A 26,001-nucleotide genomic window follows, 5' to 3' on the forward strand; every position below is an offset into this window, starting at 1 on the left:
GGAAAAATATATGTGTGTTAAATGCCATGAGCAGGCCTATGGTCGCCTGCCCATGGTACTAAACTCAATTAACTAAACTTCACTAACTCAAAATAATTCTCAAAAAGTTCTAGTATCCGGGATTCTGTTGTAATGAACCGTCGGAAAGCTGTAATTCAGATTCTGGAATAGGTCGCAATAAATGGATTAACGGATCAAAGGCACCATGGTCAACCACTTGAGGATTGTACAGGTTGATTCGCTCTTCCAACTTACCTGTGCGCTTCAATACGGCCCACCTATTGGCCTCTCCTGCCAGTTCCCTGGCCCTTTCGTCCAGAATCTCATCAATGTCAACAATTATCAATTGGTTTGGAACTCCGGTTGCCCTTTCCCGAACGCGATTAATATGAAATAGTGCCTGTGCAGCATTTCCTGCTCCTAAATGAGCTTCAGCCGCCAACAGATGGGTGCCGGCTACTCTGAAGACAAAAGTGTCTCGAGCTCCTTCCTCAGTTTCATTAAAATCAATGTCATCAAACTTCTTAAAAATGGGAAAATTTGTTCTTAATATATTGCTTGAATACTGGTAAGTAGCCCCGGGAATATTATCTGGAAGACCAAATAGATATTGGTCAGGCTGATACACATAATGCCGGTTCAATTGGTCAGCAAGTTCAGTAGCATCAAGAGCCGTTTTCGGATAGTAAACAACGGTATCTCCCACGGCAATGAAATCCGAAGGAAGAGGACCGTCACCATCTGCATCATATAACTCTTCGGAATCAGCAAAAAGCACCCTGTGAATGGTAGCTTCTTCCCTCATATCATCTTCAGCAAACAGGGAGTAGAAAAAAGGTGTTGGCATCCCTCCTCCCGAACTAACACCGTATAAGGTTGTTGTTCTTTCTATGCCAGGATATTGAAACACCTGATTCATAAAAATCGAGTGTTTATTATTGTTCTTATCTTCGGCAAGACCGCTGCTTCCCCATTGTACGGCAAACAAAACCTCGTCGTTCACCTGGTTATTTATATCGAAAACTTCTGCGAAAGACTGACTTCTGATATCATATGAGCCTATGGCCGACTCTGCCAGAGATGCTGCTGTCTGAAAGTCATTACTGTCGGCAAAGGATGTGTATGCCCTTGTGAGATAAACTTCTGCCAACAAATGTTGAGCTGCTCTTTGGGAAAAACGCCCGATATCCGGATTCTCCAATAGATCCGGAATCGCGTCTTCTAAATCACTTATGATCAAAGCGTAAGTCGCTTCCTCTGAAGATCTTTCATAATCTACCCGTATACTTTGAGCTTCTTCAGTTTCAAGCACTACACCACCGTATTGTTGAACCAGGTTAAAATAGGCCAATGCCCTTAAAGCCTTTGCCTGGGCTATGCCATAATCGCGCTGAGGTAAATTTGACTCGCTCCAGGCAATCTGGTTTTCGTAGCGATTTATTACGGTATTTGCCTTCCCAATAATGCTGTAGTTATTGGCCCAAACGGAAACCCCGATGGAGGCATTTAGATTGAAATAATCATTTTCAGGGCTGAAAGAAAAGATTTCACCCTGTGAGGCAAATATGTCCGTACCGGAAAACTTAAAAGTATAATCTCTATAAGCCGCCCGCAATGCACTATAGACCCCTACGACCAATTGGTCTGCAGTCTCCTGGTCAATAAAATTTTCGCTAGTAATATCAGAAAAGATATCTTCCTCTATGTAGTCGTTACAAGCCGCAACGGTTAATAAACACAGTAGCGAACTAACAAGGTATTTGATTTTTCTAGTGAACTTCATTTTCTTTTTTTTTATTAATAGGCCAATTTTAGACCAAACAAGAATGTTTTTATGGAATAGCTCATATTGTATGAGTTCTGTAAACCTGTTTCCGGGTCCGGACCCTCAAAATCTGTAAACACAAAAGGATTTTGCAGGTCAATCGATAATCGAAGGTTTGATAATTTTAATTTGTCCAAAACTTGCTGCGGAAAAGAGTATGCCACGCCTATATTACCAACTCGTACAAAGGACATATCTTCATAAAACCACGGTCTTCCCCCATCCTCACCATATTCTGGTGATGGGTATCTGGCTCCTTGGTTATTAGGTGTCCAGTAATCCTGATCCAGACTATTAAAAACCGCTCTATCACCTTGAAAAGTTGAAAAATTCTGATGCCATTCAGAGTGACCAAATACGCCCTGGCGGGTGTTTACCTGTACGTTGAGCTCGAAATTTTTATAATTAAAGGTATTGGTCATACCTCCAATCCAGTCAGGAGATTGAGAACCTAGTACAACTTTATCATCGGGATTGATAACTCCATCGCCATTTTGGTCCACAAATTTGTATTGCCCGGGCAATGCCCCAAATGAGCTTGCCTCCGCAGCTTCATCTACGCTCCAAATACCATCAACTTCGTAGTCAAAAGTGGCGTCTATAGGCGCCCCGACCTGAAGTACACCGTTTAGACGCTGGTCGGTACCTACTAAAATCCGTTCAACACCATCGTACAGTTCTAAAATTTCGTTGACATTTTTTGTATAATTGATGTTTGTTCTCCATGAAAAATCAGCAGTTTGAATGTTGACCGTATTCAGTGTTATTTCAACACCACTATTCCTGACCGATCCAAAATTACCAATCGAAGAAGGTGTGCTACCAGACTCTCCAAGGCCTGTTATAAATGACAATTGTCGATTGAGAATGCTGCCCTCAGTGGTTTTTCTATAATATTCCATTGCCAGGTTGACTCTGTTGTTCAAAATACCAAGGTCAAGTCCAACATTATATTCTTTGGATACCTCCCAGGTCAGATCAGCATTCGGCAGGGTTTGCACTATTTTTCCCAATCCGATATCATCGTCAAACAGATAATTCGCTTGCTGCAAAAATGCCAATGAACTGTAAGGATCTACCGGATTGTCATTACCTGATTCCCCGTAACTGACCCTCAATTTTAGGTTGTTCAACCAGTCTACATCCCGGAGAAACACCTCTTCACTGGCTCTCCACGCAAATGCCGCTGATGGAAAAAACTGCCATTTATTACTTTCGGCCAGCTTTGAAGAACCATCATAGCGACCAGTAAACGTGAATAAATATCTATCCTTTATGGAGTAATTCAAGCGACCAGCAAATGAAGCCAGGGTCTCCTTGGTATAAAAACTATCAAAATCTCTTATGTCGGTTCCTCCTTCTGTATTAAAAAACAAGAAGGCATCTGTGTCGAAATTTCTTGTCTGGATCATGCTACCCTCCCGATTATCATAAAATAATGAAGATATCAGCGTAGCCTTTAGCCTTTGATCCGGGGTTATATCAAAGTTGAAATCCAGGATATTGTCCCAGGTATATGAGGTTCGAAAACCTGTGTCATAAACAGACCTTACCCGAGAAGGATCATTTCTGGAGTTTTTGGTCAATAGTCCTCTAAATTCTCCAAATCTTGATGTAGAGATATTCGGTGAAAACTGTGTCCTGAAGTTGAGCCAATCGTTTGCTTTATAGTCTATGGATGCATTTGCAATGACGTTTAAGGTTTTTGTATTTACTCTCCAGGCTCCTTCATCTTCAAATACAGGATTTGGAAAGCGAAGGTCCTGATCATCAGGAAAAACAATTGCCTCTCCATTTGCATCAAAGGGATTTACTGTAGGCGCTAATCTAAATGTGCTTCTAAACAATTCCCTACTACCTTCTTCACGTTCTGAAAGTGTCAAATAGGTCTTTACGCCAACAGTAAGCTTTTCAGTAACCTTTTTGGAAAGTGACGCGCTAAGATTATAACGTTCAAATTCTTCTATCCCTATTACACCTTCATCCTTTAGATATCCTAAAGACCCGTTATACACCAGGCCATCTTTACCACCTGACATGCCCACTGTGTGACTTGTTTGAACCCCGGTCCTTTGGAATAAGTCTATCCAATCTGTATATCTGCCATTTGCTACGTTGCTGGCTTCTTCATTTGTACTCTGAAACTCCGTAGAACGGTCTATAGTGACATTGTTATAAGCTTCAACCGATAAATCGGCATTTTGCCATTCTCTTGCTCTTAATACATCATCAACAAAAGCCACATACTCTGGCCCATCAAAAAAGTCGGGTACGTTAGTGGGCACGCGAAGGCCGAAAGTAGCATCGTAGGTAAATCGTGTTCTACCCTCAACACCACTCTTTGTACTTATGATAACAACCCCATTTGCACCTCTGGAGCCGTAAATGGCAGTTGCAGATGCGTCCTTTAGGATATCCATCTGCTCAATGTCTGCTGGATTTAGTGCGTTGATATCATCAAAGAATACACCATCAACTACGTATAGAGGTTGGTCGGGGTCTGTGCTGATATCGTCGCTTACACCGTCTCGTTCGCTCCCTTGATTGGCTGTAATTACGGTGTTGCCACGAACCTGAATGGACAATGGAGCACCTGGTTTAAAGCTCAATGTTCTTACATCAACACCTGCAACCCTGCCCTGGAGGGCCTGGCCAATATCCGTTTTACGTTGTTCAGTTAGGGTTTCGTTACTCAAGGATGCTACCGCACCGGTCAGATCTTTTTTCTCAACCGCACCATAACCAATGACCACTACTTCGTCGAGGCCAGTTGAGGATGATGTCAATTGCACGGTATAACTTGAAGAGCCATCCAGAACAATTTCCCTGGACTCGAAACCAATGTAGGAAATGACCAGCGTTGCATTGCTGTTACTGACAGTGATACTAAAATTACCATCAAAATCGGTAACCACGCCATTGTTTGAACCTTTTTCCAGCACAGTGGCAGAAGGTAGCGGTACGTTGGCTTCATCCAATACCACCCCTGTAACCTGCGTTTGGGCCAGCACCACTGATGAAACTGATAATACCATCAGAAAGAAAAGTTTTAGTTTCATAATCACGTTAGTTTATTTCCGATAAATTTAACATCATACTTAAGGTGTGGGGATGGACATATTCTTCGAAAACATGTACTATTTAATTTAATTCTTGTTTAATTTTCCGGAGATTGGATTAGAATGAAAAAATTAATTTTTCCGGTATAAACAAAGGGGAAAAACTGGTGATTGAGAAGCAGGAATCATTGTTTGTCAAATCCTCAGAGAATTACGTTGAGATCTTTTATGAAAAAGAGCATGATATTCAACATGAGACGTTCCGGAACACCTTAGGCGAAATAAGCAGACAGGCAGCATTTTTAAGGCAATGTCACAGATCTTACCTCGTAAACATTTCCAATATAAAAATGGTAAAAGGAAACTCACAAAACGCGAAAATAGAATTTCATCAGCATGGGTTGGATACTAGTAAAATTGTTGATCAATATACAATGGATACTACCGCATAAATTTTAGTTTCCTTTTTAGTGTTTACCGGGTAGTAATTTCTGCTAAGAAAAACATCAGAATCATTTATGGGCTTTTATTCTAAAGGCTTACTAAAAAGTAGTAAATTTCTTATAAAAAAAAATTATAATACTTTAAAATATTATAATATAATTCCTTTCCTTTAAAAAGATTTTGTCCAGAAGTTTATGAATCAAAAGAAATTCCCTTTTTATCGGCAACTTGATCAGATGGACTGTGGGCCAACTTGTTTGCGAATGATAACTAAGTACTACGGGAGGTCTTTTTCGGCAGAGTTTTTAAGAAAAGAAGCAAATATCACAAGAGAAGGAGTTACACTTGGAGGAATGGCCGAAGCCGCAGAAAGCATTGGTTTTCATTCGCTTGGAGTAAATATTGATTTTAAAACGCTTGATGAGGAGGCACCATTGCCTTGCATTGCCCATTGGAAACAGCGACATTTTGTGGTCATTTATGCGATCAAAAAGGAAACAGTAATTCTTGCGGATCCGGCTGCTCGCGGCTTACTAAAATTTCGTAAAAATGAGTTCTTAGATGGTTGGATTGGAAAAAATGCGAATATAGAAGAAGATGAAGGTTATTTGCTCTTACTCGAACCAACTCCTAATTTTTATTCAAATGATCCGGAACTCAAAAATGAATACGGATTTAAGTTTTTGTTCTGGTATTTCAAACCCTATAAAAAATACCTAACACAATTGTTTATAGGACTTGTAATTGGAAGTATACTGCAGTTAATTTTTCCTTTTCTTGCTCAAGCAGTTGTAGACTATGGTATCAACTACCAAAACTTGAGTTTCGTTTACCTTATCCTGGTAGCGCAACTGACATTGTTTATATCACAAACAACGGTTGAACTTATAAGGGGATGGATCTTGTTACATATTACCAGCAGGATAAACATCAACCTAATTTCGGATTTTTTGATAAAACTTATGCGCTTGCCGATAGCGTTTTTTGATTCTAAAAACACAGGTGATATTATCCAACGAATTTATGATCATAATAGAATACAAAACTTCTTATCCACAACGAGTTTAAATACACTTTTTTCGGCATTTAATTTAGTCATATTCGGAGTGGTTTTGGCGTATTATAGCTTGGGAATTTTTTTTACTTTTTTCTGCGGTTCCCTTATTTACATATCCTGGACATTACTTTTTATGAAAAAAAGAGCAGAGTTGGATTATAAAAGGTTTGAACAGTCATCCAATAACCAGAGTAGCTTATACCAACTAATCTCTGGAATGCAGGAAATAAAACTAAATGGTTCCGAAAGAAGACGTCGATGGGAATGGGAGATAATCCAGGTACGTCTTTTTAAAATTTCTATCAAAAGACTTTCATTATCACAAATCCAAAACACGGGTGGTCGTTTCCTGAATGAACTAAAAAATATTCTGATAACTTTCATCGCTGCCAAATTGGTCATTCAAGGAGATTTGAGTCTTGGGATGATGTTAGCTATTCAGTACATCATAGGACAATTAAATTTACCCATAAACAATTTCGTTACATTCATTCAGGCGGGACAGGATGCGAAAATAAGCCTTGAAAGGTTATCGGAAATCCATTCTAAGGAAGATGAAGAAAAAGCCAGCGATGAGGATATGCTTGCTCTTCCCCATGTCAAAAACATAAAATTTCGAAATGTTAGTTTTAGGTATGGAGGAAAATACTCTCCCTGGGTTTTGCAGAACTTGAATTTCGAAATCCCTGAAGGAAAAGTGACTGCCATTGTGGGCGCAAGTGGTAGTGGAAAAACAACATTAATTAAGCTATTACTTAAATTTTATGAACCGTCTGAGGGTGGTATTTATATAAACAATACCCGACTTCAAATGCTAAATACCCCTTTATGGAGAAAGGCATGTGGCTCAGTGATGCAAGATGGATTTTTATTCAATGATAATATAGCACGAAATATAACGGAGTCTGATTCCAAAGGAAGAATCAATAAGGAACGATTAATGCACGCGGTTCAAGTAGCGAACATAGGGAGTTTTATTGAAAATCAACCTTCAGGCTACAATACTAAAATAGGAGCAAGTGGTGTCAACATTAGTGGAGGACAAAGACAGCGAATATTGATTGCAAGATCTGTTTATAAAAATCCTCAATATATCTTTTTTGATGAGGCGACCAGCGCATTAGATGCGAATAATGAAAGAGTAATAATGGAAAATCTTCAAGATTTTTATAAGGGAAAGACTGTTGTTATTGTGGCTCATAGGCTGAGTACTGTGAAAAAAGCAGATCATATTATTGTCCTGGAAAAAGGAAAAATTATAGAAATGGGTTCACACCAGACATTAGTAAACGCCAGAGGAGCCTATTATACTCTTGTAAAAAATCAGTTGGAGTTAGGGAATTGAATTTGATATTAAAGGAATATAGTAGGCTTTTTATATTGAAATGCTAAGTTGTTATACTTTTTGGAGAATTATTTTTTTTCATGTCGACAGCAAAGAAAAAGAAAATCGATTATCTGAATGAGAGTTCAGATCAAGTAAAGGAAATACTTGGGAGGGCCCCTAACTGGATGATAAGGTGGGGTATTACTGTAGTATTCCTAATAGTATTTTTGCTGATTGCGATGAGTGCCATCATACGTTATGATGATATAATATTAGCTCGAATAAATATAACAACCAGGATACCACCGGCCTATATTAGAGCAAACAGTTCTGGCAAACTTACAGGGCTATATGCCGAAACAGGTGATCCCGTTGCAGAAGGAGAGATTATTGGTGAAATCGAGAACACGGCGGATCTTTCGGACGTTTATTGGCTGAAAAACAAATTGTCTTCATTCAATCCCATATTGATAGAACTAGACTCTTTGCAAATTGAGTTTCCTTCAGATTTAAAGCTTGGTGACATTCGGCAGACATATTCTGACTTTATTTCGCAATACCAATCATATATTCTGTTCAATACTCTTGAGCCTAGCGGAAATGAAATAAAGAATACTTCTATTCAAATTAGAAGACAGTACGAGTTGTTGGATAAACAAAGAAAACAACTTGAATTTTTTTCTCAAGAATTAGATTTCTCGGAATCGGAATACCAGAGAAATAAAACGCTAATGGAAAAAGGAGTTATCTCGAAGTCTGAATTTGAGACTATAGCGAGAAAATACCTGGCAGACAAACAACATTTAGAAAGTCTGAAAAGTATTGTTGCTAGTACGAGAATAGAAATAGCTGCCTTAAGTGGAAGTAAAATTCGGCACACTATTTCTGACAAAGAGCTCACCTATGCCAATAAACAGGAGTTAATTGCTCAGTTGGAATTATTGAAAAATGAGATATTCAATTGGGAACTAAAGTATGTTTTGAAAAGCCCAATGGACGGTAAGCTGACAATGTTTGATATACGAAACAAGTATCAAAATGTCAAATCAGGAGAAATTGTTTTTACAATAGTTCCGGCAAAAATAGACTCATTAATAGGTCATGTAACGATGCCAGTGCAAAACTCTGGAAAGGTAAAAGTTGGTCAGGAAGTAATTATTAAGTTGGATAATTATCCATATCATGAATGGGGAAGCCTAAGAGGGAAAATTATAGACATCTCTGCTGTGCCTAAGAAAGGCGAGGCTATTTACTCTATTTTTCTGGTTATAGAGAACCTTAACACATCGTTCAACAAAAACTTAGAATTTAAGCAGGAAATGCAGGGAAATGCCGAAATTATTACCGAGGAACTTAGTGTCCTTGAGCGAATATTTTATCAATTGACATCAATATTTACGAGGAATTAGCACATAAAAATTCAACACAATTGTATCACCCTTTTTCTTTTTTTTTTAACTGAGAATTCTCTTTTTTAAGTTCTTCGTTTTCAAATTCGAGTTTTTTAATGTATTTCTTCATCGTTTCCAACAAGAAATCTGGTAAGTTATCACGGTCATCCATACTACCTATTGGTGTATCGCTCATGACTTCTATTATTCCTTCATTTGGTTCATAGATTTCTTTGATCGAAGTTCCTAATATCTCTGCCATCTTTTCCCATTCTTTGTTCAGGATTTTAGTAATTCCATTTTCTCGTCTGCTATATTGAGATTGACTCATGTTGAGTTCAAAAGCCATCTGCTCCTGAGAGATCCTCAAAGAATTTCGTCTATCACTAAGTTTTCGCTTAATCACTTATGGTAATTTGATTCTACTAAATGCAATAAATCACATAGAGTATGTCATAAATATCATGTTATAAATGTAATATTTATTTTAAATTACGTAGGAATAAAACTATTAATATTTTAAATCTTTTAACAATGAAAAAGAGGTCTTTAACATCTTTGGTGCTGAACAAAAAGGCCATTTCCAAATTATCAGATTATCACAGTATTAGTGGCGGTTACACGGATTCGTTCGATGTTCCCTGTGTACCTAATACAGATATTGGAAACGGTGCTTCTTGTACTTGTACGCAACCTGGAACGGGTAATTCAGAATGTGATTGCGCTTAAATCAAATGGCATAGTGCAATTGATACATTTTGTTAGATTTTTCAAAGCTGGTCACGGTCTGACTGGCTTTTGTCAATTAAATAATAAATAACATTTGGATTTGAAGTCCTGCTTTACTGGATAAGACGAAAATAGCCATTTCCAAAACTTAGTACTTGATTAATTATGGGCGATATCTTTTCTGAAAGCCCTTTAGACCAAGACATGCTTTAATATTGATTTCTCAAAACAATAAGTAACTACAGATGGCCGAAATATGATTCTAAATTTTTTTTAGCCTAATGAAAAAATGTCTTACTGAAAAGCTTGAAGAAATTGCTCAGAGCTTAAAAGTGGAAAATATTGCAAGTGACAAATGTGGGGTCCTGGCGGGAATCTCCGGAATCGCGTTGTTTCAATTTTACTATGCCAAATTCAAAGATTCAAGTGAGTATGCGGATATAGGTGCTAAGAATTTAACAACCTGTGTTGAAGGACTAGGACAAAAGTTTAATACCATGACATATTGTTCTGGAATTGCCGGTTTGGGGTGGGTTTTGGACCACCTGGAGGAAAAGGACTTTATTCAGATTAATAACGATGAAATCCTGTCAGACCTGGATCACTTACTTTACAAAAACATGATATCAGACATCCAGAGCGATTACTACGATTTCTTGCATGGTGCTTTGGGTTTCGGTGTTTATTTTTTTAAGCGCTATACTCGCACGAAATCGATGAAACTGAAAGAAAGATATAGACGCTATTTAAAAGACCTCGTTTTAATTTTAAAAAGTAAGGCTGAACGAGATAAGGATGGTATAAAATGGAAATCCATAACTCAAATCGGAAGTAATGAATGGGACTACAATCTAAGCTTATCCCATGGAATTTCAAGTATATTAAATTTTCTTTCCAGGCTTAACAGGATTGATGAATTTAGAGCTGAGGTCTGCGATTTATTGGAAGAGAGTACGGAATTTATTAAAAATCTTGTAAGCATAGATCGTACCAACTACGCACTTCTACCGGCCAAAATAAGTAAAGGAAAGCATATCGATATGGATTCCAGACTTGCATGGTGCTATGGAGATTTAGGAGTAGGTTTGTCAATTTGGAAAGCCGGAATTAGTCTTGATAATCAAAACATAAAGGAAGTAGCTCTTGAAATCTTAAATCACGCGGCTAGAATGGGTTGCCTTGAAGAAAATATTGTAAAGGATGCCATGCTTTGTCATGGCTCCTACGGTATTGCCCAAATTTTTAGCTATATGTATAGTGAAACAGGTCAAAAGAACTTTAAAAATGCCGCTACTTTTTGGAGAACTGATGGTTTAGCAAAAGCAACTCATGGCGACCTATACGGTGGCTACAAAATGTGGACATCAAGGCATCATACAAACTGGAAACATGATATGACAATTTTAAATGGCGTAGCTGGTATAGGGTTAAGTATCATAGGATATCTTTCTAAGGACAATTCCTGGACCGAATGTATGATGATAGCTTAAGTGTTAAAAGTTAAAGGAGTAATGAGTAATCCATACGAATCTTTCCCAAAATTTTTATTGAGGGCGCCTATCTTTCCCGTATCCTTTTTTAAAAAACTTACATCCACAGATCATATCACAAGCACAGAACTAAAAAAAATTTGGCAAAACCCGATTGTAAGAGAGGCTATTTTTTTGGCTTCACGATCCCTTACTGAAGAATTAGACAAATGGGTAGATGGGAAAATAAAAAACGATAAAAAGAAGGAGAAATTAGAATATGCCCTTCTCAAGTATATTGCCAGGATGTCTTCACGATGCACACCTTTTGGACTTTTTGCTGGTTGTGCGGTTGGAGAATTCGGGCATGAGACTAGAATAAAAATCTGTAAAGGGCAAAAACATCGTCGTCATACACGCTTAGACATGAATTATGCCGTCGCTCTTTCCCAGGACATTATTAAATCAAAAGATATAGAAAAGAAGTTACTCTTTTATCCTAACTCAAGTATTTACTTCATTGGCAATGAATTGCGTTACATAGAATATAAATACATTTCAAATAATAGACATAATGAGGTTATTGCAGTAAATAGTTCCCATTACTTGTTAGAAGTGCTAGAAAAAGCAGCTAATGGTGCTCTGCTCGAAGATTTAGCCCAAACCCTGATAAACGAAACCATTAGTTACAAAGAATCCCTGGACTTCGTTAAATCGCTAGTGGAAAACCAAATTTTAGTAAGTGATTTAGAACCATCAGTTTCTGGACCGGAATTTTTGAAACAAATGATAGACGTTTTAAGTGAAGAATCAGACGATAATTTGAGCAATTTAGGCAATGAACTGACCGAAATAGACAAAAATCTGGAAAAGATCGATGTGGTTCTGGGAAATTCTCCGAACACCTATTTAAAGCTGAGTACTGATTTGAAAAAACTAGGTACAGAATTTGAATTAAATGATCTTTTTCAAACTGATTTGATGCTTGAAACAAGGGAAAACAGAATAAGCTCAGAAATCGTAGAATCAGTAAAACGCAGTCTAAACTTTCTTAATATAATAACTCCTACTTATGATACCACATTAGGAAGATTTCAAAGTAGATTTTATGAACGGTACGGAGAAAGAGAAATAGACCTTACCAAAGCTTTAGATGTTGAACTTGGTATCGGGTACCTGAACAACTCTAAAGACAATGATATTAATCCTTTGATTGATGATATTGATTTTTCCAATAAAAATCAAGAACACCTGGCCAGAGAAATTAAGTACGAAAAGATACATTCCGTATTGCAGGAAAAAGTAATTCGGTCTCTTATGAATAGTGAATATTTACTAAACCTGTCAGAGGAAGATTTTGAGGATTTTGAAGAAAACTGGGAAGATTTACCAGATACTTTTTCAGTCATGATTGAACTTTTAAAAGTAGATGGTGAGGTAAAAATAAAACTCAGTGGTGCAGGTGGATCTAGTGCGGCTAACCTCCTCAGTCGCTTCGGATATGCGGACGAGGATATCAAAAATTATGTCCACAGTATTGTTGATGTGGAAACTAGAATGAATCATAATAAGATTCTTGCTGAAATTTCTCATTTACCAGAGTCCAGAGTTGGTAATATTGTGATGAGGCCAGTTATAAGAAAGTATGAAATCCCCTATCTCTCTAAATCCATTTTACCTCCTTCGAATCAAATACCTATTGACGACTTATCAATTTCTATCAACAGGAAAGGAATTTTACTAAAATCCAAAAAACATGATATGGAGGTAATTCCCCGACTTACCAATGCACACAACTATAGAAAAAATGCATTACCTGTTTATCATTTTTTATGTGATATGCAAACGCAGGGTATGAGAAAGAGAATTGGTCTAGATTTAGGGCCTCTGGCAGATAACTTCGCTTTTATTCCAAGAATTGTATTTGGCGACTTTATATTACAAGAAGCCACATGGAACATAAAGAAGTCCGAAATTCAAAATTTGAAGAACATGGCCAATAGTAATAGTCTGCTCAATAAAGTAGAAGAGTTTAGAAAAGAAAAGAACATGCCTCAATATGTTATGTTATCTGAAAGGGATAATGAATTGCTCGTTAATTTGAAGAATTTAAATTCGGCAAAAATGTTCCTTAATACAATAAAAAATAAAAATACCATTAAGCTTAGGGAATTTTTAGCCTGTGATGAGGGTGTTGTCAAGGGAGAAGCGAATAGAGAGCATTTTGCCAATCAGGTTTTATTATCCTTTTACAATTCCAAAAAACTCAAGAATGGATAAAATTGCTACTCAAAGAAGTTTTGTATTGGGAGACAAATGGCTTTATTACAAAATATATACAGGCCCAAAAACCTCAGACCTTATCCTTACAGAGGTCTTTTTTCCAATTATCTCATCCTTGTTAAGGGACAAAATAATAGATAAATGGTTCTTTATCAGATATTCGGACCCGGAACACCATTTAAGAATTAGATTTCACTATAACGAACCTGATAAGATTGCATATATAATCAATCTTTTATCTCCCCCTTTAACAGATTTGATAAATCAAGATATGGTATGGAAAATACAGACAGATACCTATGAAAGGGAATTGCGACGATATGGCGAAAATACAATGGACTTGGCTGAGTTGATTTTTTTCCATGATAGCCAGATGGTATTAAAATTTCTTAGCTTTCTTGAAAGCGATGGACATGAAGAATTGCGATGGTTGTTTAGTTTATTGGCCATAGATTCGTTCTTAACAACTTTTAATTTCGGAAAGCACGAAAAATATTCCTTGTTACAGAAAATCCGAACTGGATTTGCGGAGGAATTCGCGATGTCCAGATCATTAAAAAAGCAATTGGATAAAAAGTATAGAGAGGCACGAGAAAAGATTGAAAGCTTTATGGATTTAAATTCTGAGTCAAAGCCAAAGTATGCAATTATTATACAGATTTTAGAAGATAAAAGTTTGAAAATTAAAGCTACCGCAGCTAAAATACTCGAACATGAAGAGAGACGTACTTTACAACAGGATATCGAGAAACTCATGGGTAGTTTTATCCATATGTTTATGAACAGATTATTCAAATCAAAAAATCGAATGCACGAATTGGTTTGTTACGACTTTTTGTGCCGATATTATAAATCCTCTATTGCTAGAAGCGAAATGTCAAGGCAGAAATCAAAACTTGGAATCCTATTGTGAGATTATACTAATCTTTCCAAACGATGGCACTTAAAAGTTAAAAATGAAACTATCCAGTTTTTTCTTGATAAGCCAATTGCTATCCGCTCTTAGCAATATCGAACTATGAATAATACGATTTGCCTTTTGCTTTAACATAAAACTCCTCGGCCGGATGTATAACAAACAGCAATAAAAAGCCAGTCCACGGCTCATATATTTCAAAATCATTTTGATAAAAATATGGCTGGTGACCCCTGGAACGAATTAAGGTCGAATAAGTAAAATTAAGTTGTACTGATTTATCTAAGCAATGCCAAAATATATTGTAGATTTATATAAAAATTTTCCTACATTATTGAGCTCAGTTTGATATAGTATAGGCAATTGGCGCTTTAAAATGTTCCTTTGACTAAAATATTCAATTTAACTAATTCCGGTTATGAAATATTTCATTTTATCTCTTATTGCCATGATAGTCTGCCATATCTCTATAGCGCAGGATAGAAGGAATATTGAAAATTTAGTGACTTTCGCAAAAGTCTATGGTTATATAAAATATTTTCATCCTAGTGATGAGGCTTCTAGTTTAGATTGGAACAGTTTTTCTATTTATGGTGCAGAACAAATAATAAAATGTAGATCAACGGAAGAAACTGTTGAGGCCTTAAACAAATTGTTTAAACCTATAGCCCCTGGCGCCAAGTTTTACATAAGCAACAAAATTAATCCATATGATTTAGAGAAAATCACTCCCAAAAATCTAATCGGATATCAAACAACTTATTGGCAACACCGGGGAGTTCATCTTGGTATGAGCTATGATTACAACGACACATATCGCAGTGTCAGGGTGAATGCAAAAAAAATGATCTTTAAATCCGATGATTTTGGTCAATTGACAACCATAATTGATGCCCAAAAATATAAAGGAAAAAAAATTAGATACTCCGGATGGGTTAAGATGGAAAATGGATCAGATGGAACTGGACATTTAAGGTTTCAAACGCTCAATTCTGATGAAACAACAGGTTTTTTTGATAATATGAAAAACCAGCCTATTGTTGAAAATGTGTGGAAACAATATCAGATTGAAGGTATTGCTGATTCAACAGCCAAGTCTTTTATAATCGGATGTCAATTAAGAGGCAGGGGAACTCTTTATTTTGACAAAGTTGAATTGTCATATGAAGATAAGGGTAAATGGTTTTCCATACCCTTAGACCGAGGCGGATTTGAAACAGAAACTCTATATAAAGACAAAAGCTACGCTCGATGGGGCTACAGTGGAAAGGGGTATTCTTTTGCTATTTCTGAAAACGAGTCATCGGAAGGGTATAAATCCGCTAGAATAAAATTCACAGGTATTGTAGTTGGTGACAAAGAAAAGAAGCTTTATAGTAATGGCCCAAAATTTGGAGAATTGATTGAGAAGAAAGTTGGAGAAAACATTTTTTGTCAGATCCCTCTTGTATTATACTCAAACGAACAAAATACCTTTCCTCAAGCAAAAACCGAAGAGCTTGTAAAACTTCAAAAGGAGTTGGAAAACGACAATTATCTACCTGAAAATCTTGAATTCAGGCTGGGAAATGTGCTAAATGTCTATAACGTATTTCAACACTTTTTTCCCTATTTTAAGGAGGTAGGTGTTGATTGGGAGGCAGAATTAAGGAAAGCTCTTTTACGCTGTTATGATGACAAAACTGAAAAAGACCATTTACAAACTCTTCAAAAATTTACTGCACCCTTGAAAGATGGTCATATAAATATTTCCAGAGGTAAAAAACCATATTATGCACTGCCTATTTCTTGGGAGTGGATTGAGGATAAGTTGGTAGTAACGCGGATACTTGATGCACAGATTCCAATAAATATTGGGGACGTAATTACTCATATTAATGGTATCAATTCTAAAGAATACTTTACGGAAATAAGATCGAGAATATCAGCTGGAACCAAAGGTTGGCTAGATCACATATCTACCACTACGAGTATTTACGGGGATAAAGATTCCCGTCTTATTGTTACTATCGGGGATAAAGAAATAGATCTCAGGAGAAAACCGGGTTCTTACCACGATGCAAGGTCTTTTAACCACTATAGACCTGCTTACAAAATTCTAAATGACTCCGTGATGTATCTCAATATTACCACAATTGAGATGGAAACAATTAATGAATTGATGCCCCAACTACAGAAAAGTAAGTCTATAATTTGCGATTTAAGAGGTTATCCAAATAAGAATCATGAATTCATAAGACATCTGCTCAAGTCCAATGATACTACGAAATCTTGGATGATGGTGCCGAAAATTATTTATCCGGATCAGGAAAACTTATTGGGATATGAAGCACGCAATTGGATGGAAGTGATGAAAAGCAAAAAACCGTTCCTGGGAGACAAACAAGTAATTTTCATAACTAACGGCGAAGCCATTAGTTATGCGGAAAGTTATATGGGATATATTAAAGGGTATGAACTCGCCACAATAGTTGGCCAACCCACAGCAGGTACAAATGGCAATGCGAATTCTTTTGAACTACCTGGGGGATACGTAGTTACCTGGACCGGCATGAAAGTCGTTAAACACGATGGATCACAGCTCCATGCCATTGGGATTTTACCAGACATTTATGTAAATAAAACAATTCAGGGGCTTAAGTCGGGTAAAGATGAGTTTTTGGAAAAGGCTATTGAATTGACAAGGGAAAAAAGAGTCCATAGTCCTTAAAGGATTCGTTGTGATTTTGATATAATGACACTTTTGGCAATGAGAAGCTAAAAGAGATTAACCTGAAACGTTGGGCTAAAATTGTACTCAGTTACCCTGATTAATTTCAAGGCTGAGTTATGTTCGTTTAAAGGGTTTTTTCATGTGCCCTTAATACCATAAATCCATTTACCGGTTAAAATAAAATTCGCAAAAAATAGAAAACCATAGTCGGTAGAAATTTTTGATCACCTGGTTAAAATTTAGAAGACCTTGAGACAATCGTATTATGAAATTAGTTCAAAGCTTTTGGAGTAAGCCTTTTTTGGGAAATTCAACGGGCAGTTTGCTAAGCCGAAACAATGGTGGCTGGCTAAATTCCAAATGTTTTTATATGTCCTGGGCATTGAGCTGTTTGCAATTAAGAAAAATTTACCCCGATATGAACCTGGAACTGGTCACAGATTCATTCGGAAAAAAACTGCTCATCAACAGGCTAAAACTTCCTTACGACCAGGTTCATTTAGAATTGGATCCTTTGAGTCGTTTTAGCGAAAGTCTTTGGGCTATAGGAAAAATTAAAACCTATAGTATTCAAAGTAGTCCGTTTATTCATGTTGATGGTGATGTATTTATATGGGATGACGTGCTTTCCAATTTATTCAAATCTGATCTTTGCGTTCAAAGTATTGATAGGCAAGCCAGATATTACGCCCGTACCTCTAAGAAGATCATAGATCTTTTTGGATATATTCCTGATGACCTTTTAGACCACTTAAAATCCAAACAAATATTCGGTGTTAATGCTGGAGTTATCGGAGGATCTAATATAGAATTCTTTAAAAATTATACATCTTTTGCAATGAGTTTTGTAAACAAAAATATTGGGGCTCTTAAATATTTAGATCAGGAATATTTCAATATGTTTTATGAACAGTTTTTATTCTCTTTTTGGCAAAGAAAAAATAAGTTGAAACTCACAACTCTATTCGACAATTTAAGTGCAGATTTCAATGAGATAGTTGATATGACAATGATTCCAATTCAAAAATACAATCACATTGTTGGTTTGGCTAAATCTAATATAATTATCAACGAACAAGTTTGCCTGAGATTGGCAATAGATTATCCGGTTTACTATGAACGCATAAACAATATGGATTTTGGATAAAAAAAGATTTGAAAGGAGTAGGGTTTTTGCACGTAAAAATGATCTAATCTTTGAAGATCAATTAAGCCGATATTTGGATAACAGAACCAAAAAAAAAGCGAAACATCTTAAGAATAATGATGTTTTATTGTTAATGTTGAATGACCTGATTAATATAGAGTTTCAATCTGGTTGCCTGGACCTACGCGCTAATTTCCAAATGCGATGGATATCTGACATTAAGAAATTTAGCGAAGCCTTAAAAAAGAATCAGATGAATACACTAAGCCTTAGTTATAAATTCAATCCGTCAGTAAATGTTTTTAAGCCCAAATTTAAATGGCCCCTTAATGATATTGATTTTCGCGAGGGTTTAACAACTGTTGAAAGTAATGAAGAGGGACATCTAATCTTTCAAAAAGCCACAATTTTCAATCAAGTATTTGAGAGTTATTTAAAAGGATGGGATCTCTTAATTTTTGATTTCAAAAATTTTGATCACTGGGTAAGCGGGAACGAAATTCTTGAAAATCTGAGTTTTAAAAGTAACGATCGAGATATGGTCATAGTGAAATTGATTAATTTTTTTGCTAGGCATGTTGTTTACTTTAATTCTTTAATTGTGAAATAGTTGAAAGTAAAAACTATTCATAACAGTTCAAGGATTAAGGATCATTTTACATACATAATATCCAGATCATATATGACATTTTAGCGAATTATAGACCTTTTTGATTATAGGTAGTTAATAAAGTCCGCAATTAAATTACTCTCTTTATCACTACCCATAAATTCAATATTACACTTTTTGTTCTACCGGGTCTGATTTGATAGCCTGAGTTATTCCAAAATTTTTATGAAAGTTCATGCAGGTAAAAACAGAATGAAGAAAATTAAACTAATTAATTGCTATTTCGGAAGTTTCCCCTGGTACTTTAAGCTTTTTCTTAAATCCTGCTGTTCTAACCCCACCATAGAATTTTTAATTTTTTCGGACCACAATTACGAAGGTGTTTTACCCAAGAATGTGGAGATTATCTACTATACATTAAATGATTTTATCAGAGATGCTGAGGAGGTATTGGACTGCAAAATAAATATAAAAAGTGCTTATAAACTATGCGATTTTAAACCTGCTTATGGAGTCATTTTTTCAGACTATTTGAAGGCATTTGATTTTTGGGGAATATGTGATATAGATGTGATATTGGGGAGAATTAGGAATTTTTTTCCAGATGAGCTTTTGGACAAATATGACGTATTCTCTGTTAACAGGGACTATCCATCTGGATTTTTCATGCTTTTCAAAAATGAGACAAAATCGAATATGCTCTTTTCAAAAAGCAAGGATTATTTGGAAGTTTTCAAATCTGATAAACACTACTGTTTTGATGAATGCAATTTTAAACATGATTTGCTGAGAATGGGAAAAGATATATTTAGTGTTAATTGTGATATTGAGAGCATGCACCATGTATTGAAAAATGAACAGAGCACTAATGCGATTAAAACATCCTTTAGGATGTTGGCCATAGAAAGTTTACCTGGAAATCTTGAATGGAATAATGGAATATTAATTTATAGCTCTGAATATGAGGCGCTGCTTTACCATTTAATTGATTTTAAATCAAATATTTATACAAAAAAATACCTGAAATCCAATATTTCGGATAGATTTTTCATCCATAAGCATCTCATTACCAACAAGCATAAATCTCATTTTCAAATAGCCATAATATATTTTTATTATGAAAAATTCTATCCATTTCTACGAGGCCTAATTCGTAACATGGACTTTTATATTTCTTATCTTATTCCTGGATTCAGTTCTGCTCCGCGAGTTGAGGGGAAATACAAATTTTGGAACACTGTTGTTTCTATTAAAAAGAACGAAACTAAAGAATATATACTATCCTTAACTAATTCGAATCAGTCATATCCTGTTCATTTTTCAGTTTTTAATAGTAAAACTCTTTTTATCAGGAGTAAACCGAATATTGAATTAAAAATATGTGAAACTACCGAAGGCTTCATAACCAAAATCGTTTGGACAAACAAAAAAGGACTCCAAAGGGTTTATGAAATTATCAAAGATTAAATGGCAAAACTCTAAGTGTTAAAGTACATAGATCCTAAGTGAAATGACCATATTACATTATTCCTCTAAATTCCCTCATTGCGAAATGAATGGAAGTAAAAATTTTCAAACAACAATAAACAATTCCATAATTAATCAGTGAAATTGGATGCTCAAACTGCCGTAGCTCATGGATTATATGTTTTTTACAAAAAGTCTTAGGCTATTGGCGTAACAATTCTATAGTCTTTCATCTTAATGTTGATATGAAAATCATAACAAAAAACATTATGGTGCCGGTATTTTGTCATTTTCTCATACATTCTTCTTACCAAACAAAAGTGTATACAAAGCACTATTATACAGAAAGTTGATATTGCGCATTGTGATCCAATCAAAACAGAAATATTCAAGTTTGTATAGAAAGCTAGTCGATATTTAGTAATGTTGAATAATGATAAGTTTTTTACACAAGCAAATATCTTTCAACTCCCGCTTTAAAAACCAATTGGCGATTGCCCTTATCCTGGGTGGTATACTCGCACTTATCATGATCTTTTTGGGACCCTTTGATACGGATCGATTTCAATCAAATTATAAAAACCTGATACTCGGTGGCTTTGGTGTCTTGTTTTCAATATTCTATGTAATCAATGCAAGGCTGGAAAGCTGGTGGTATACTGCAAATCATAAAAAATGGACGATCAAAAATGAGGTTATCGCCTTCCTTACTTTAATGCTGATTTCGAGTATCCCCATTCATTTCTATAATCAAGTCTTTCTTAATGAATTTTTCAATCAGGATTATAGAACAAATCAATATTTACAGCATGGACTGTGGTTTATCCGCACCTCCATCATCCCAATAATGCTCATACTACTCCCTTTTTATATTTATTTCAGAAGCAGGTTTGGAGAATTAATTAGTCCGAGATCTTTGAATGAAATTGAATTATCCGGTATAAACAAAGGGGAAAAACTGCTGATTCAAAATGAAGAATTATTGTTTGTCAAATCCTCTGAGAATTATGTTGAGATCTTTTATGAAAAAGGCAGCCAGGTTAAACATGAAACCTTCCGTAACACCTTAAGCGAAATAAACAGGCAGGCAGCATTTTTAAAGCGATGTCATAGATCTTACCTCGTAAACATTTCCAATATAAAAAGGGTAAAAGGAAATTCACAAAACGCGAAAATAGAGTTTCATCAGCATGGGTTGGATATACCACTCTCTAACACCTACTATAAATCCATAAAATCCTCCTTGGCTATTCATCCCAAAATCTAAGATTTAAGCCCAAATAGTGCTGTTTCATCACTAAGTATACCTACTCGTCACTCTTTTCCATAGCGTTTTAGTTTTTAGATTCTCTTTGAGGGAAAAATTCAATTTTCTTATTGAAATCAATCCTAAAAATGAATCATGAAAAAGATCCTAGTTATACTGCATCTCTTATTCTTTGTAAACTTAGCTGCCCAACAAAGGCCTACAAAAACCCAATGGCAACAAGACCTTCGCTTTTTACAAAACGCCATACACAAAGATTATCCCTTCCTGTTTGTAAAAACAACCAAAGACACTTTTGATGCTGAAGTGGAATCCTTGTATAAGGAGATCCCAAATTTAGAAGATCATGAGATCGTTGTGGGGCTGTCAAGAATCATAGCCCTATTTAAATATGGGCATATGGCAGTTGACTATAATCATAAACCATTTGAATTTCAACACCTCCCCTTTAACCTCTATCAGTATGCTGACGGGGTTTACATTCAAGGGGTACATAAAGACTATAAGCAAGCATTGGGGGCCAAAGTTAAAGCAATAAACAAGGTTCCCGTGATGGAGGCATTGCAAAAGATCTATCCAGTGGTAAGCGCAGAAAATACCCAATTTTTTAAGGGCTATGGTATAAATCATTTAACAATACCCGAAGTGCTTCATGCGCAGGGCATCACAGACAAACTTCAGAACGCTGTGGAGCTTAGCCTGGAAAAAGATGATAAGTCCTTTAAAACAACATTCATGTCCTTAGGAGATAACAAATATCTTCCCACCCAGTATGGCTTAATTTTCCAAGATGAAAATTGGTTGGAAGCACGAGATCAAAAAACTACGCCTCTATACCTAAAGCATATAGAAAGGATCTATTTTTTTGAATACCTGTCCGAAGAAAAGTCGCTATATGTAAGACTAAGTCAAATAGAGGACGACCCTAAAGAGAAAATGTCATCTTTTTATGCACGTCTCTTTGATTTTATTGAAGACAACAAGGTTGAAAAGTTGATCCTCGACGTTAGATTGAATGGGGGAGGAAACAACTACAAGAACAGGCCTTTGATCACCGGAATTATTGAAAATAAGAAAATTAATAAAGTCGGAAAGCTGTTTGTAATTATAGGCAGACGCACTTTTTCTGCCTGCCAAAATCTGGTCAATGAATTGCACAACTATACCAATGCCATTTTTGTTGGAGAACCGACAGCGGAAAACGTGAATTTTTATGGGGACAGCGGCCCGTTGGTATTGCCGAATACTAAGCTTCCGGTATACTTGTCGTTTGCCTGGTGGCAGGATAAAGCTGCATGGGAAAATGCGGAATGGCTGGCTCCCGCAATTCCCGTAGAAATGACTTTTGAGGAATATTCAACCAATCAGGATCCTGTGCTTGATGCGGCTTTGGCTTTTTCGGATCCCAACTTCCAACCCAATCCTATGCGTTACCTTACGGATGGATTCGTTTCTGGAGACATAGAAGAATTAGCGGTCGAAGTCCCTAAAATGATCAAAGACCCAAAGTATAATTTTTTCGATTTTGAAACTGAATTGACCAAAGCCGGCCTGCATCTGGTAAACAGCGGTAGGATGCCAGCAATCCAAACTGGTATAGGAGTACTATCTTTTGTCTCACAACTATTTCCCAATTCTGCAAAGGCCTGGAAAAACCTGGCTGTTGCCCAAATAAAGGCAGATGATAAGAAAAACGCAATAGAGGCACTAAACAAAGCAATTTCGTTCGATTCAAACGGAGACATTGGAAAAAGCGCTCAGGAGATGCTAAAGGAGATCAGAATAGAATAGTAAGACTTAGAAAGTTCTGCTAGAAAAATACATGTCAATTTTTCGGTTGCAATGGAATAGGGAGGACGATTCCTTTGCAATATGAATTTAAAAAAATCAATTGGCTGTATTGTTTTAAGTGTTTTAGTACCCTGTATTCTGAAAGCTCAGGAAAGTAAACTAAGAACCAATCTATTTGTAAGAACCCCCCAAATTGTCAATTACAATTTTGGACAGAACGAAGTGGCTTATAGCCCTGTTATCTCAATAGGGACAGGATTTTCACTTGAATCAAAGTTCATTGAATTGGCTACATTCATAAGCGATTCCGACACTTACGGTTTCTATACCTTCTTTGGGTATACTTTAAAATCAAAACCCCTATTCGATTCTGTTAGTCTATTCACCAATTGGTTTGGTGAAGTGACCTATGTTCCGGGTCAGGCCCTGGAATCGGCCTATTTTATGTATACCACGGGAATCTGTTATTTCCTGAATCATTCGTTCGATTGGGGTTCCATAGGAATTCCATTGTGTCTTGGAATTGCATATAGTGATCAAGAGATCAGTTTAAACACAAGAACAATATTAAATCTATCCATAAACTTAAATTGACAATGAATTTTAAGGACTTACACAGCCAGGAAGATCCATTCTTAATGGCCAATGTTTGGGATGTTGCAAGCGCAAAGATTGCAAAAAGCCTCAATTTTAAGGCAATAGGCACTTCCAGCGGGGCCATTGCCACAATGCTGGGATATGGAGACGGAGAAGAAATCTCATTTCACGAATTGAAATACATTGTTGAACGAATTGTAAAGTGTGTTGACTTACCACTATCAGTAGATATTGAATCAGGATATGGTTCCGGGGTAGAAGAGATTATCGCCATTATATCCGAACTTTCGGAATTGGGAATTGTTGGTATCAATATAGAGGATAGTAAGGTAAGGAACGGGCAAAGATCTTTAACAGATAGCCTGTACTTTAGTAAAATGTTGAAGGCCATTGCATCGCGTTTTAATTCGGATGGGAAAAATATCTTTATCAATGTTCGGACCGATACCTTTTTGTTGAGTATGGAAAATGCTGCCGAAGAAACAGTGTTAAGAGCAAAACAATATCAAAAAGCAGGAGCGGACGGACTGTTTGTGCCTTGTATTGAGAATAAAGCAGACGTTGAAAAAATCACCAAAGCCACGGACCTGCCACTTAATGTTATGTGCATGCCAGACCTTCCGGATTTCCATATTCTCAAAAGTTTGGGTGTTAAGCGTATTTCTATGGGTAACTTTGTGTTCAACAAAATGACTGATGAATTGAGGAACACCCTTGAAGAAATCAGGTCTAATCAAAATTTCAAATCGTTGTTTTGAAGGTAACTATTGAAGATAACAGCAGATTCAATGAGTTCTATCAGGCATTGCTTGATAGAAACCCTCAGTACGTTGGGATCTTCTTTGTTGGGGTTAAGACAACTTCAGTTTTTTGTATCTCAACCTGCAGGGCGCGAAAACCCCATAAAGAAAATGTAGAGTTCTTCCCGACTTTCAGGGAAGCCTTGCTTAATGGTTTCCGTCCTTGTAAAGTCTGCAGACCAACCGAAAATGCAAATCAGGCTCCCTCTCATGTAATGCTGGCCATTGAGATGGTTAAAAAAAGTCCTAAAGAGAAGGTAAGCGATGAAACGCTTAGACAAAATGGCCTCAATCCGTTTACGGTTAGAAGATGGTTCAAAAAAAACTATGGGATAACCTTTCAGGCTTACCAAAGAATGTTTCGTATCAATAATGCCATTATTGAGCTACAGAGCGGCAGTTCTTCTACCCATACAGCATTCGATTCTGGTTATGATTCATTGAGTGGTTTTGGCTATACCTATAAAAAGCTTGTAGGAAAGTCGCCAACAAAAAGCGATGATAGAAATGTAATATTGATTGATCGTCTCACGACTCCATTGGGACCTATGTTTGTATGCGCTACCGATATGGGAATTTGTCTATTGGAGTTTACCGATAGAAAAATGCTGGAAACAGAATTCAATGATTTACAGAAAAGACTAAACGCAGTGATTTTATCTGGTGAAAATTCACATACAAAACAATTGAAAAGGGAGTTGGAAGAATACTTTCAAGGAATAAGAAAGAGCTTTGAAGTTTCCCTTGAAACACCAGGTACACAATTCCAAAGACAGGTATGGCAGATGCTTCAGGAAATACCCTACGGACAGACTTCAACCTATCAGCAACAGGCCATTAAATTGCAAAATGAAAAGGCAACAAGGGCAGTAGCCCGGGCCAATGGGATGAACAGGGTCTCCATTGTAATTCCGTGCCACAGGGTAATAGGCAAGGATGCTAAATTGACTGGATATGGAGGCGGTTTGGCAAGGAAAAAATGGCTGCTGGATTTTGAGAAAAAATCAATGACTGGCACTTGACTTTGATTTCAAATATTGAAGTACTTGGTTAACGTATCAAGAACCACAATAAACTAAAGACGTTCTGCCCTAATAAAACAATCTTTA

18 protein-coding genes are annotated in these 26,001 nt (G+C 36.4%); 15 read left to right on the forward strand and 3 right to left on the reverse strand.

The window, feature by feature from the left end:
- Nucleotides 1-109: 109 nt before the first annotated feature.
- On the reverse strand, nucleotides 110-1,783 hold the full coding sequence (locus GTQ38_RS13340) for a RagB/SusD family nutrient uptake outer membrane protein (RefSeq protein ID WP_161436041.1): 1,674 nt from the start codon (nucleotides 1,781-1,783) through the stop codon (nucleotides 110-112).
- A 14-nt stretch (nucleotides 1,784-1,797) separates the two neighbouring features.
- A complete protein-coding gene (locus GTQ38_RS13345; protein WP_161436042.1) occupies nucleotides 1,798-4,884 on the reverse strand; it encodes a SusC/RagA family TonB-linked outer membrane protein in 3,087 nt (1,028 codons plus the stop codon).
- 167 nt (nucleotides 4,885-5,051) lie between these two features.
- Between GTQ38_RS13345 and GTQ38_RS21215 the strand changes: the two genes are divergently transcribed.
- The 3 genes from GTQ38_RS21215 to GTQ38_RS13360 all read left to right on the forward strand — a co-directional run bounded on the left by GTQ38_RS21215 (nucleotide 5,052) and on the right by GTQ38_RS13360 (nucleotide 9,121).
- Nucleotides 5,052-5,336: a LytTR family transcriptional regulator DNA-binding domain-containing protein gene (locus GTQ38_RS21215; protein ID WP_161436043.1), complete on the forward strand. Its 285-nt coding sequence runs from the start codon at nucleotides 5,052-5,054 to the stop codon at nucleotides 5,334-5,336.
- A gap of 186 nt (nucleotides 5,337-5,522) precedes the next feature.
- On the forward strand, nucleotides 5,523-7,730 hold the full coding sequence (locus GTQ38_RS13355; protein WP_161436044.1) for a peptidase domain-containing ABC transporter: 2,208 nt from the start codon (nucleotides 5,523-5,525) through the stop codon (nucleotides 7,728-7,730).
- Nucleotides 7,731-7,810: 80 nt separating this feature from the next.
- Nucleotides 7,811-9,121, forward strand: a complete 1,311-nt coding sequence (locus GTQ38_RS13360) for an HlyD family secretion protein (protein WP_161436045.1) — start codon at nucleotides 7,811-7,813, stop codon at nucleotides 9,119-9,121.
- 25 nt (nucleotides 9,122-9,146) lie between these two features.
- Here GTQ38_RS13360 and GTQ38_RS13365 read toward each other — a convergent pair whose 3' ends face one another.
- The gene (locus GTQ38_RS13365; RefSeq protein WP_161436046.1) at nucleotides 9,147-9,509 is read right to left on the reverse strand and encodes a helix-turn-helix transcriptional regulator; all 363 of its coding nucleotides are present in this window, start codon (nucleotides 9,507-9,509) and stop codon (nucleotides 9,147-9,149) included.
- Nucleotides 9,510-10,113: 604 nt separating this feature from the next.
- Here GTQ38_RS13365 and GTQ38_RS13370 point away from each other — a divergent pair.
- From GTQ38_RS13370 to GTQ38_RS13425, 12 genes are all read left to right on the forward strand, one after another.
- On the forward strand, nucleotides 10,114-11,322 hold the full coding sequence (locus tag GTQ38_RS13370) for a lanthionine synthetase C family protein (protein ID WP_161436047.1): 1,209 nt from the start codon (nucleotides 10,114-10,116) through the stop codon (nucleotides 11,320-11,322).
- A gap of 21 nt (nucleotides 11,323-11,343) precedes the next feature.
- A complete protein-coding gene (locus tag GTQ38_RS13375; protein WP_161436048.1) occupies nucleotides 11,344-13,581 on the forward strand; it encodes a lantibiotic dehydratase family protein in 2,238 nt (745 codons plus the stop codon).
- Nucleotides 13,574-14,497 (forward strand): thiopeptide-type bacteriocin biosynthesis protein, encoded by a 924-nt coding sequence (locus GTQ38_RS13380; RefSeq protein ID WP_161436049.1) that lies wholly within the window; start codon nucleotides 13,574-13,576, stop codon nucleotides 14,495-14,497. The genes GTQ38_RS13375 and GTQ38_RS13380 overlap by 8 nt, the downstream gene beginning before the upstream one ends.
- Before the next feature lie 421 nt (nucleotides 14,498-14,918).
- On the forward strand, nucleotides 14,919-17,210 hold the full coding sequence (locus tag GTQ38_RS13385; RefSeq protein ID WP_161436050.1) for a S41 family peptidase: 2,292 nt from the start codon (nucleotides 14,919-14,921) through the stop codon (nucleotides 17,208-17,210).
- Nucleotides 17,211-17,478: 268 nt separating this feature from the next.
- Nucleotides 17,479-18,360, forward strand: coding sequence for a DUF6734 family protein (locus GTQ38_RS13390; protein ID WP_161436051.1), 882 nt, complete (start codon nucleotides 17,479-17,481; stop codon nucleotides 18,358-18,360).
- Nucleotides 18,353-18,970, forward strand: a complete 618-nt coding sequence (locus GTQ38_RS13395) for a hypothetical protein (protein WP_161436052.1) — start codon at nucleotides 18,353-18,355, stop codon at nucleotides 18,968-18,970. Before GTQ38_RS13390 ends, GTQ38_RS13395 begins: the two co-directional genes overlap by 8 nt.
- 225 nt (nucleotides 18,971-19,195) lie before the next feature.
- The gene (locus tag GTQ38_RS13400) at nucleotides 19,196-20,437 is read left to right on the forward strand and encodes a DUF6625 family protein (protein WP_161436053.1); all 1,242 of its coding nucleotides are present in this window, start codon (nucleotides 19,196-19,198) and stop codon (nucleotides 20,435-20,437) included.
- A 433-nt stretch (nucleotides 20,438-20,870) separates the two neighbouring features.
- Nucleotides 20,871-21,704 (forward strand): LytTR family DNA-binding domain-containing protein, encoded by an 834-nt coding sequence (locus GTQ38_RS13405; RefSeq protein ID WP_161436054.1) that lies wholly within the window; start codon nucleotides 20,871-20,873, stop codon nucleotides 21,702-21,704.
- Between the two features lie 135 nt (nucleotides 21,705-21,839).
- On the forward strand, nucleotides 21,840-23,495 hold the full coding sequence (locus GTQ38_RS13410) for a S41 family peptidase (RefSeq protein WP_161436055.1): 1,656 nt from the start codon (nucleotides 21,840-21,842) through the stop codon (nucleotides 23,493-23,495).
- 81 nt (nucleotides 23,496-23,576) lie between these two features.
- Nucleotides 23,577-24,089 carry a hypothetical protein gene (locus GTQ38_RS13415; protein WP_161436056.1) on the forward strand — a complete coding sequence of 171 codons (513 nt, stop codon included), beginning with the start codon at nucleotides 23,577-23,579 and terminating at the stop codon, nucleotides 24,087-24,089.
- A gap of 2 nt (nucleotides 24,090-24,091) precedes the next feature.
- Nucleotides 24,092-24,850 carry an isocitrate lyase/PEP mutase family protein gene (locus GTQ38_RS13420; protein ID WP_161436057.1) on the forward strand — a complete coding sequence of 253 codons (759 nt, stop codon included), beginning with the start codon at nucleotides 24,092-24,094 and terminating at the stop codon, nucleotides 24,848-24,850.
- On the forward strand, nucleotides 24,847-25,914 hold the full coding sequence (locus GTQ38_RS13425; RefSeq protein WP_161436058.1) for a bifunctional transcriptional activator/DNA repair enzyme AdaA: 1,068 nt from the start codon (nucleotides 24,847-24,849) through the stop codon (nucleotides 25,912-25,914). Before GTQ38_RS13420 ends, GTQ38_RS13425 begins: the two co-directional genes overlap by 4 nt.
- Nucleotides 25,915-26,001: the final 87 nt, after the last annotated feature.

Origin of the sequence: Poritiphilus flavus (assembly GCF_009901585.1) — a bacterium.
Lineage (GTDB): Bacteria > Bacteroidota > Bacteroidia > Flavobacteriales > Flavobacteriaceae > Poritiphilus > Poritiphilus flavus.

What these genes read in the sequence shown, in the direction of transcription:
- GTQ38_RS13360 (WP_161436045.1), top strand. Translation starts at nt 7,811, where the DNA reads ATGTCGACAGCAAAGAAAAAGAAAATCGATTATCTGAATGAGAGTTCA.
- GTQ38_RS13410 (WP_161436055.1), top strand. Translation starts at nt 21,840, where the DNA reads ATGAAAAAGATCCTAGTTATACTGCATCTCTTATTCTTTGTAAACTTA.
- GTQ38_RS13345 (WP_161436042.1), bottom strand. Translation starts at nt 4,884, where the DNA reads ATGAAACTAAAACTTTTCTTTCTGATGGTATTATCAGTTTCATCAGTG.
- GTQ38_RS13380 (WP_161436049.1), top strand. Translation starts at nt 13,574, where the DNA reads ATGGATAAAATTGCTACTCAAAGAAGTTTTGTATTGGGAGACAAATGG.
- GTQ38_RS13370 (WP_161436047.1), top strand. Translation starts at nt 10,114, where the DNA reads ATGAAAAAATGTCTTACTGAAAAGCTTGAAGAAATTGCTCAGAGCTTA.
- GTQ38_RS13385 (WP_161436050.1), top strand. Translation starts at nt 14,919, where the DNA reads ATGAAATATTTCATTTTATCTCTTATTGCCATGATAGTCTGCCATATC.
- GTQ38_RS13415 (WP_161436056.1), top strand. Translation starts at nt 23,577, where the DNA reads ATGAATTTAAAAAAATCAATTGGCTGTATTGTTTTAAGTGTTTTAGTA.
- GTQ38_RS13375 (WP_161436048.1), top strand. Translation starts at nt 11,344, where the DNA reads ATGAGTAATCCATACGAATCTTTCCCAAAATTTTTATTGAGGGCGCCT.
- GTQ38_RS13405 (WP_161436054.1), top strand. Translation starts at nt 20,871, where the DNA reads ATGATAAGTTTTTTACACAAGCAAATATCTTTCAACTCCCGCTTTAAA.
- GTQ38_RS13400 (WP_161436053.1), top strand. Translation starts at nt 19,196, where the DNA reads ATGAAAGTTCATGCAGGTAAAAACAGAATGAAGAAAATTAAACTAATT.
- GTQ38_RS13340 (WP_161436041.1), bottom strand. Translation starts at nt 1,783, where the DNA reads ATGAAGTTCACTAGAAAAATCAAATACCTTGTTAGTTCGCTACTGTGT.
- GTQ38_RS13355 (WP_161436044.1), top strand. Translation starts at nt 5,523, where the DNA reads ATGAATCAAAAGAAATTCCCTTTTTATCGGCAACTTGATCAGATGGAC.
- GTQ38_RS13420 (WP_161436057.1), top strand. Translation starts at nt 24,092, where the DNA reads ATGAATTTTAAGGACTTACACAGCCAGGAAGATCCATTCTTAATGGCC.
- GTQ38_RS13390 (WP_161436051.1), top strand. Translation starts at nt 17,479, where the DNA reads ATGAAATTAGTTCAAAGCTTTTGGAGTAAGCCTTTTTTGGGAAATTCA.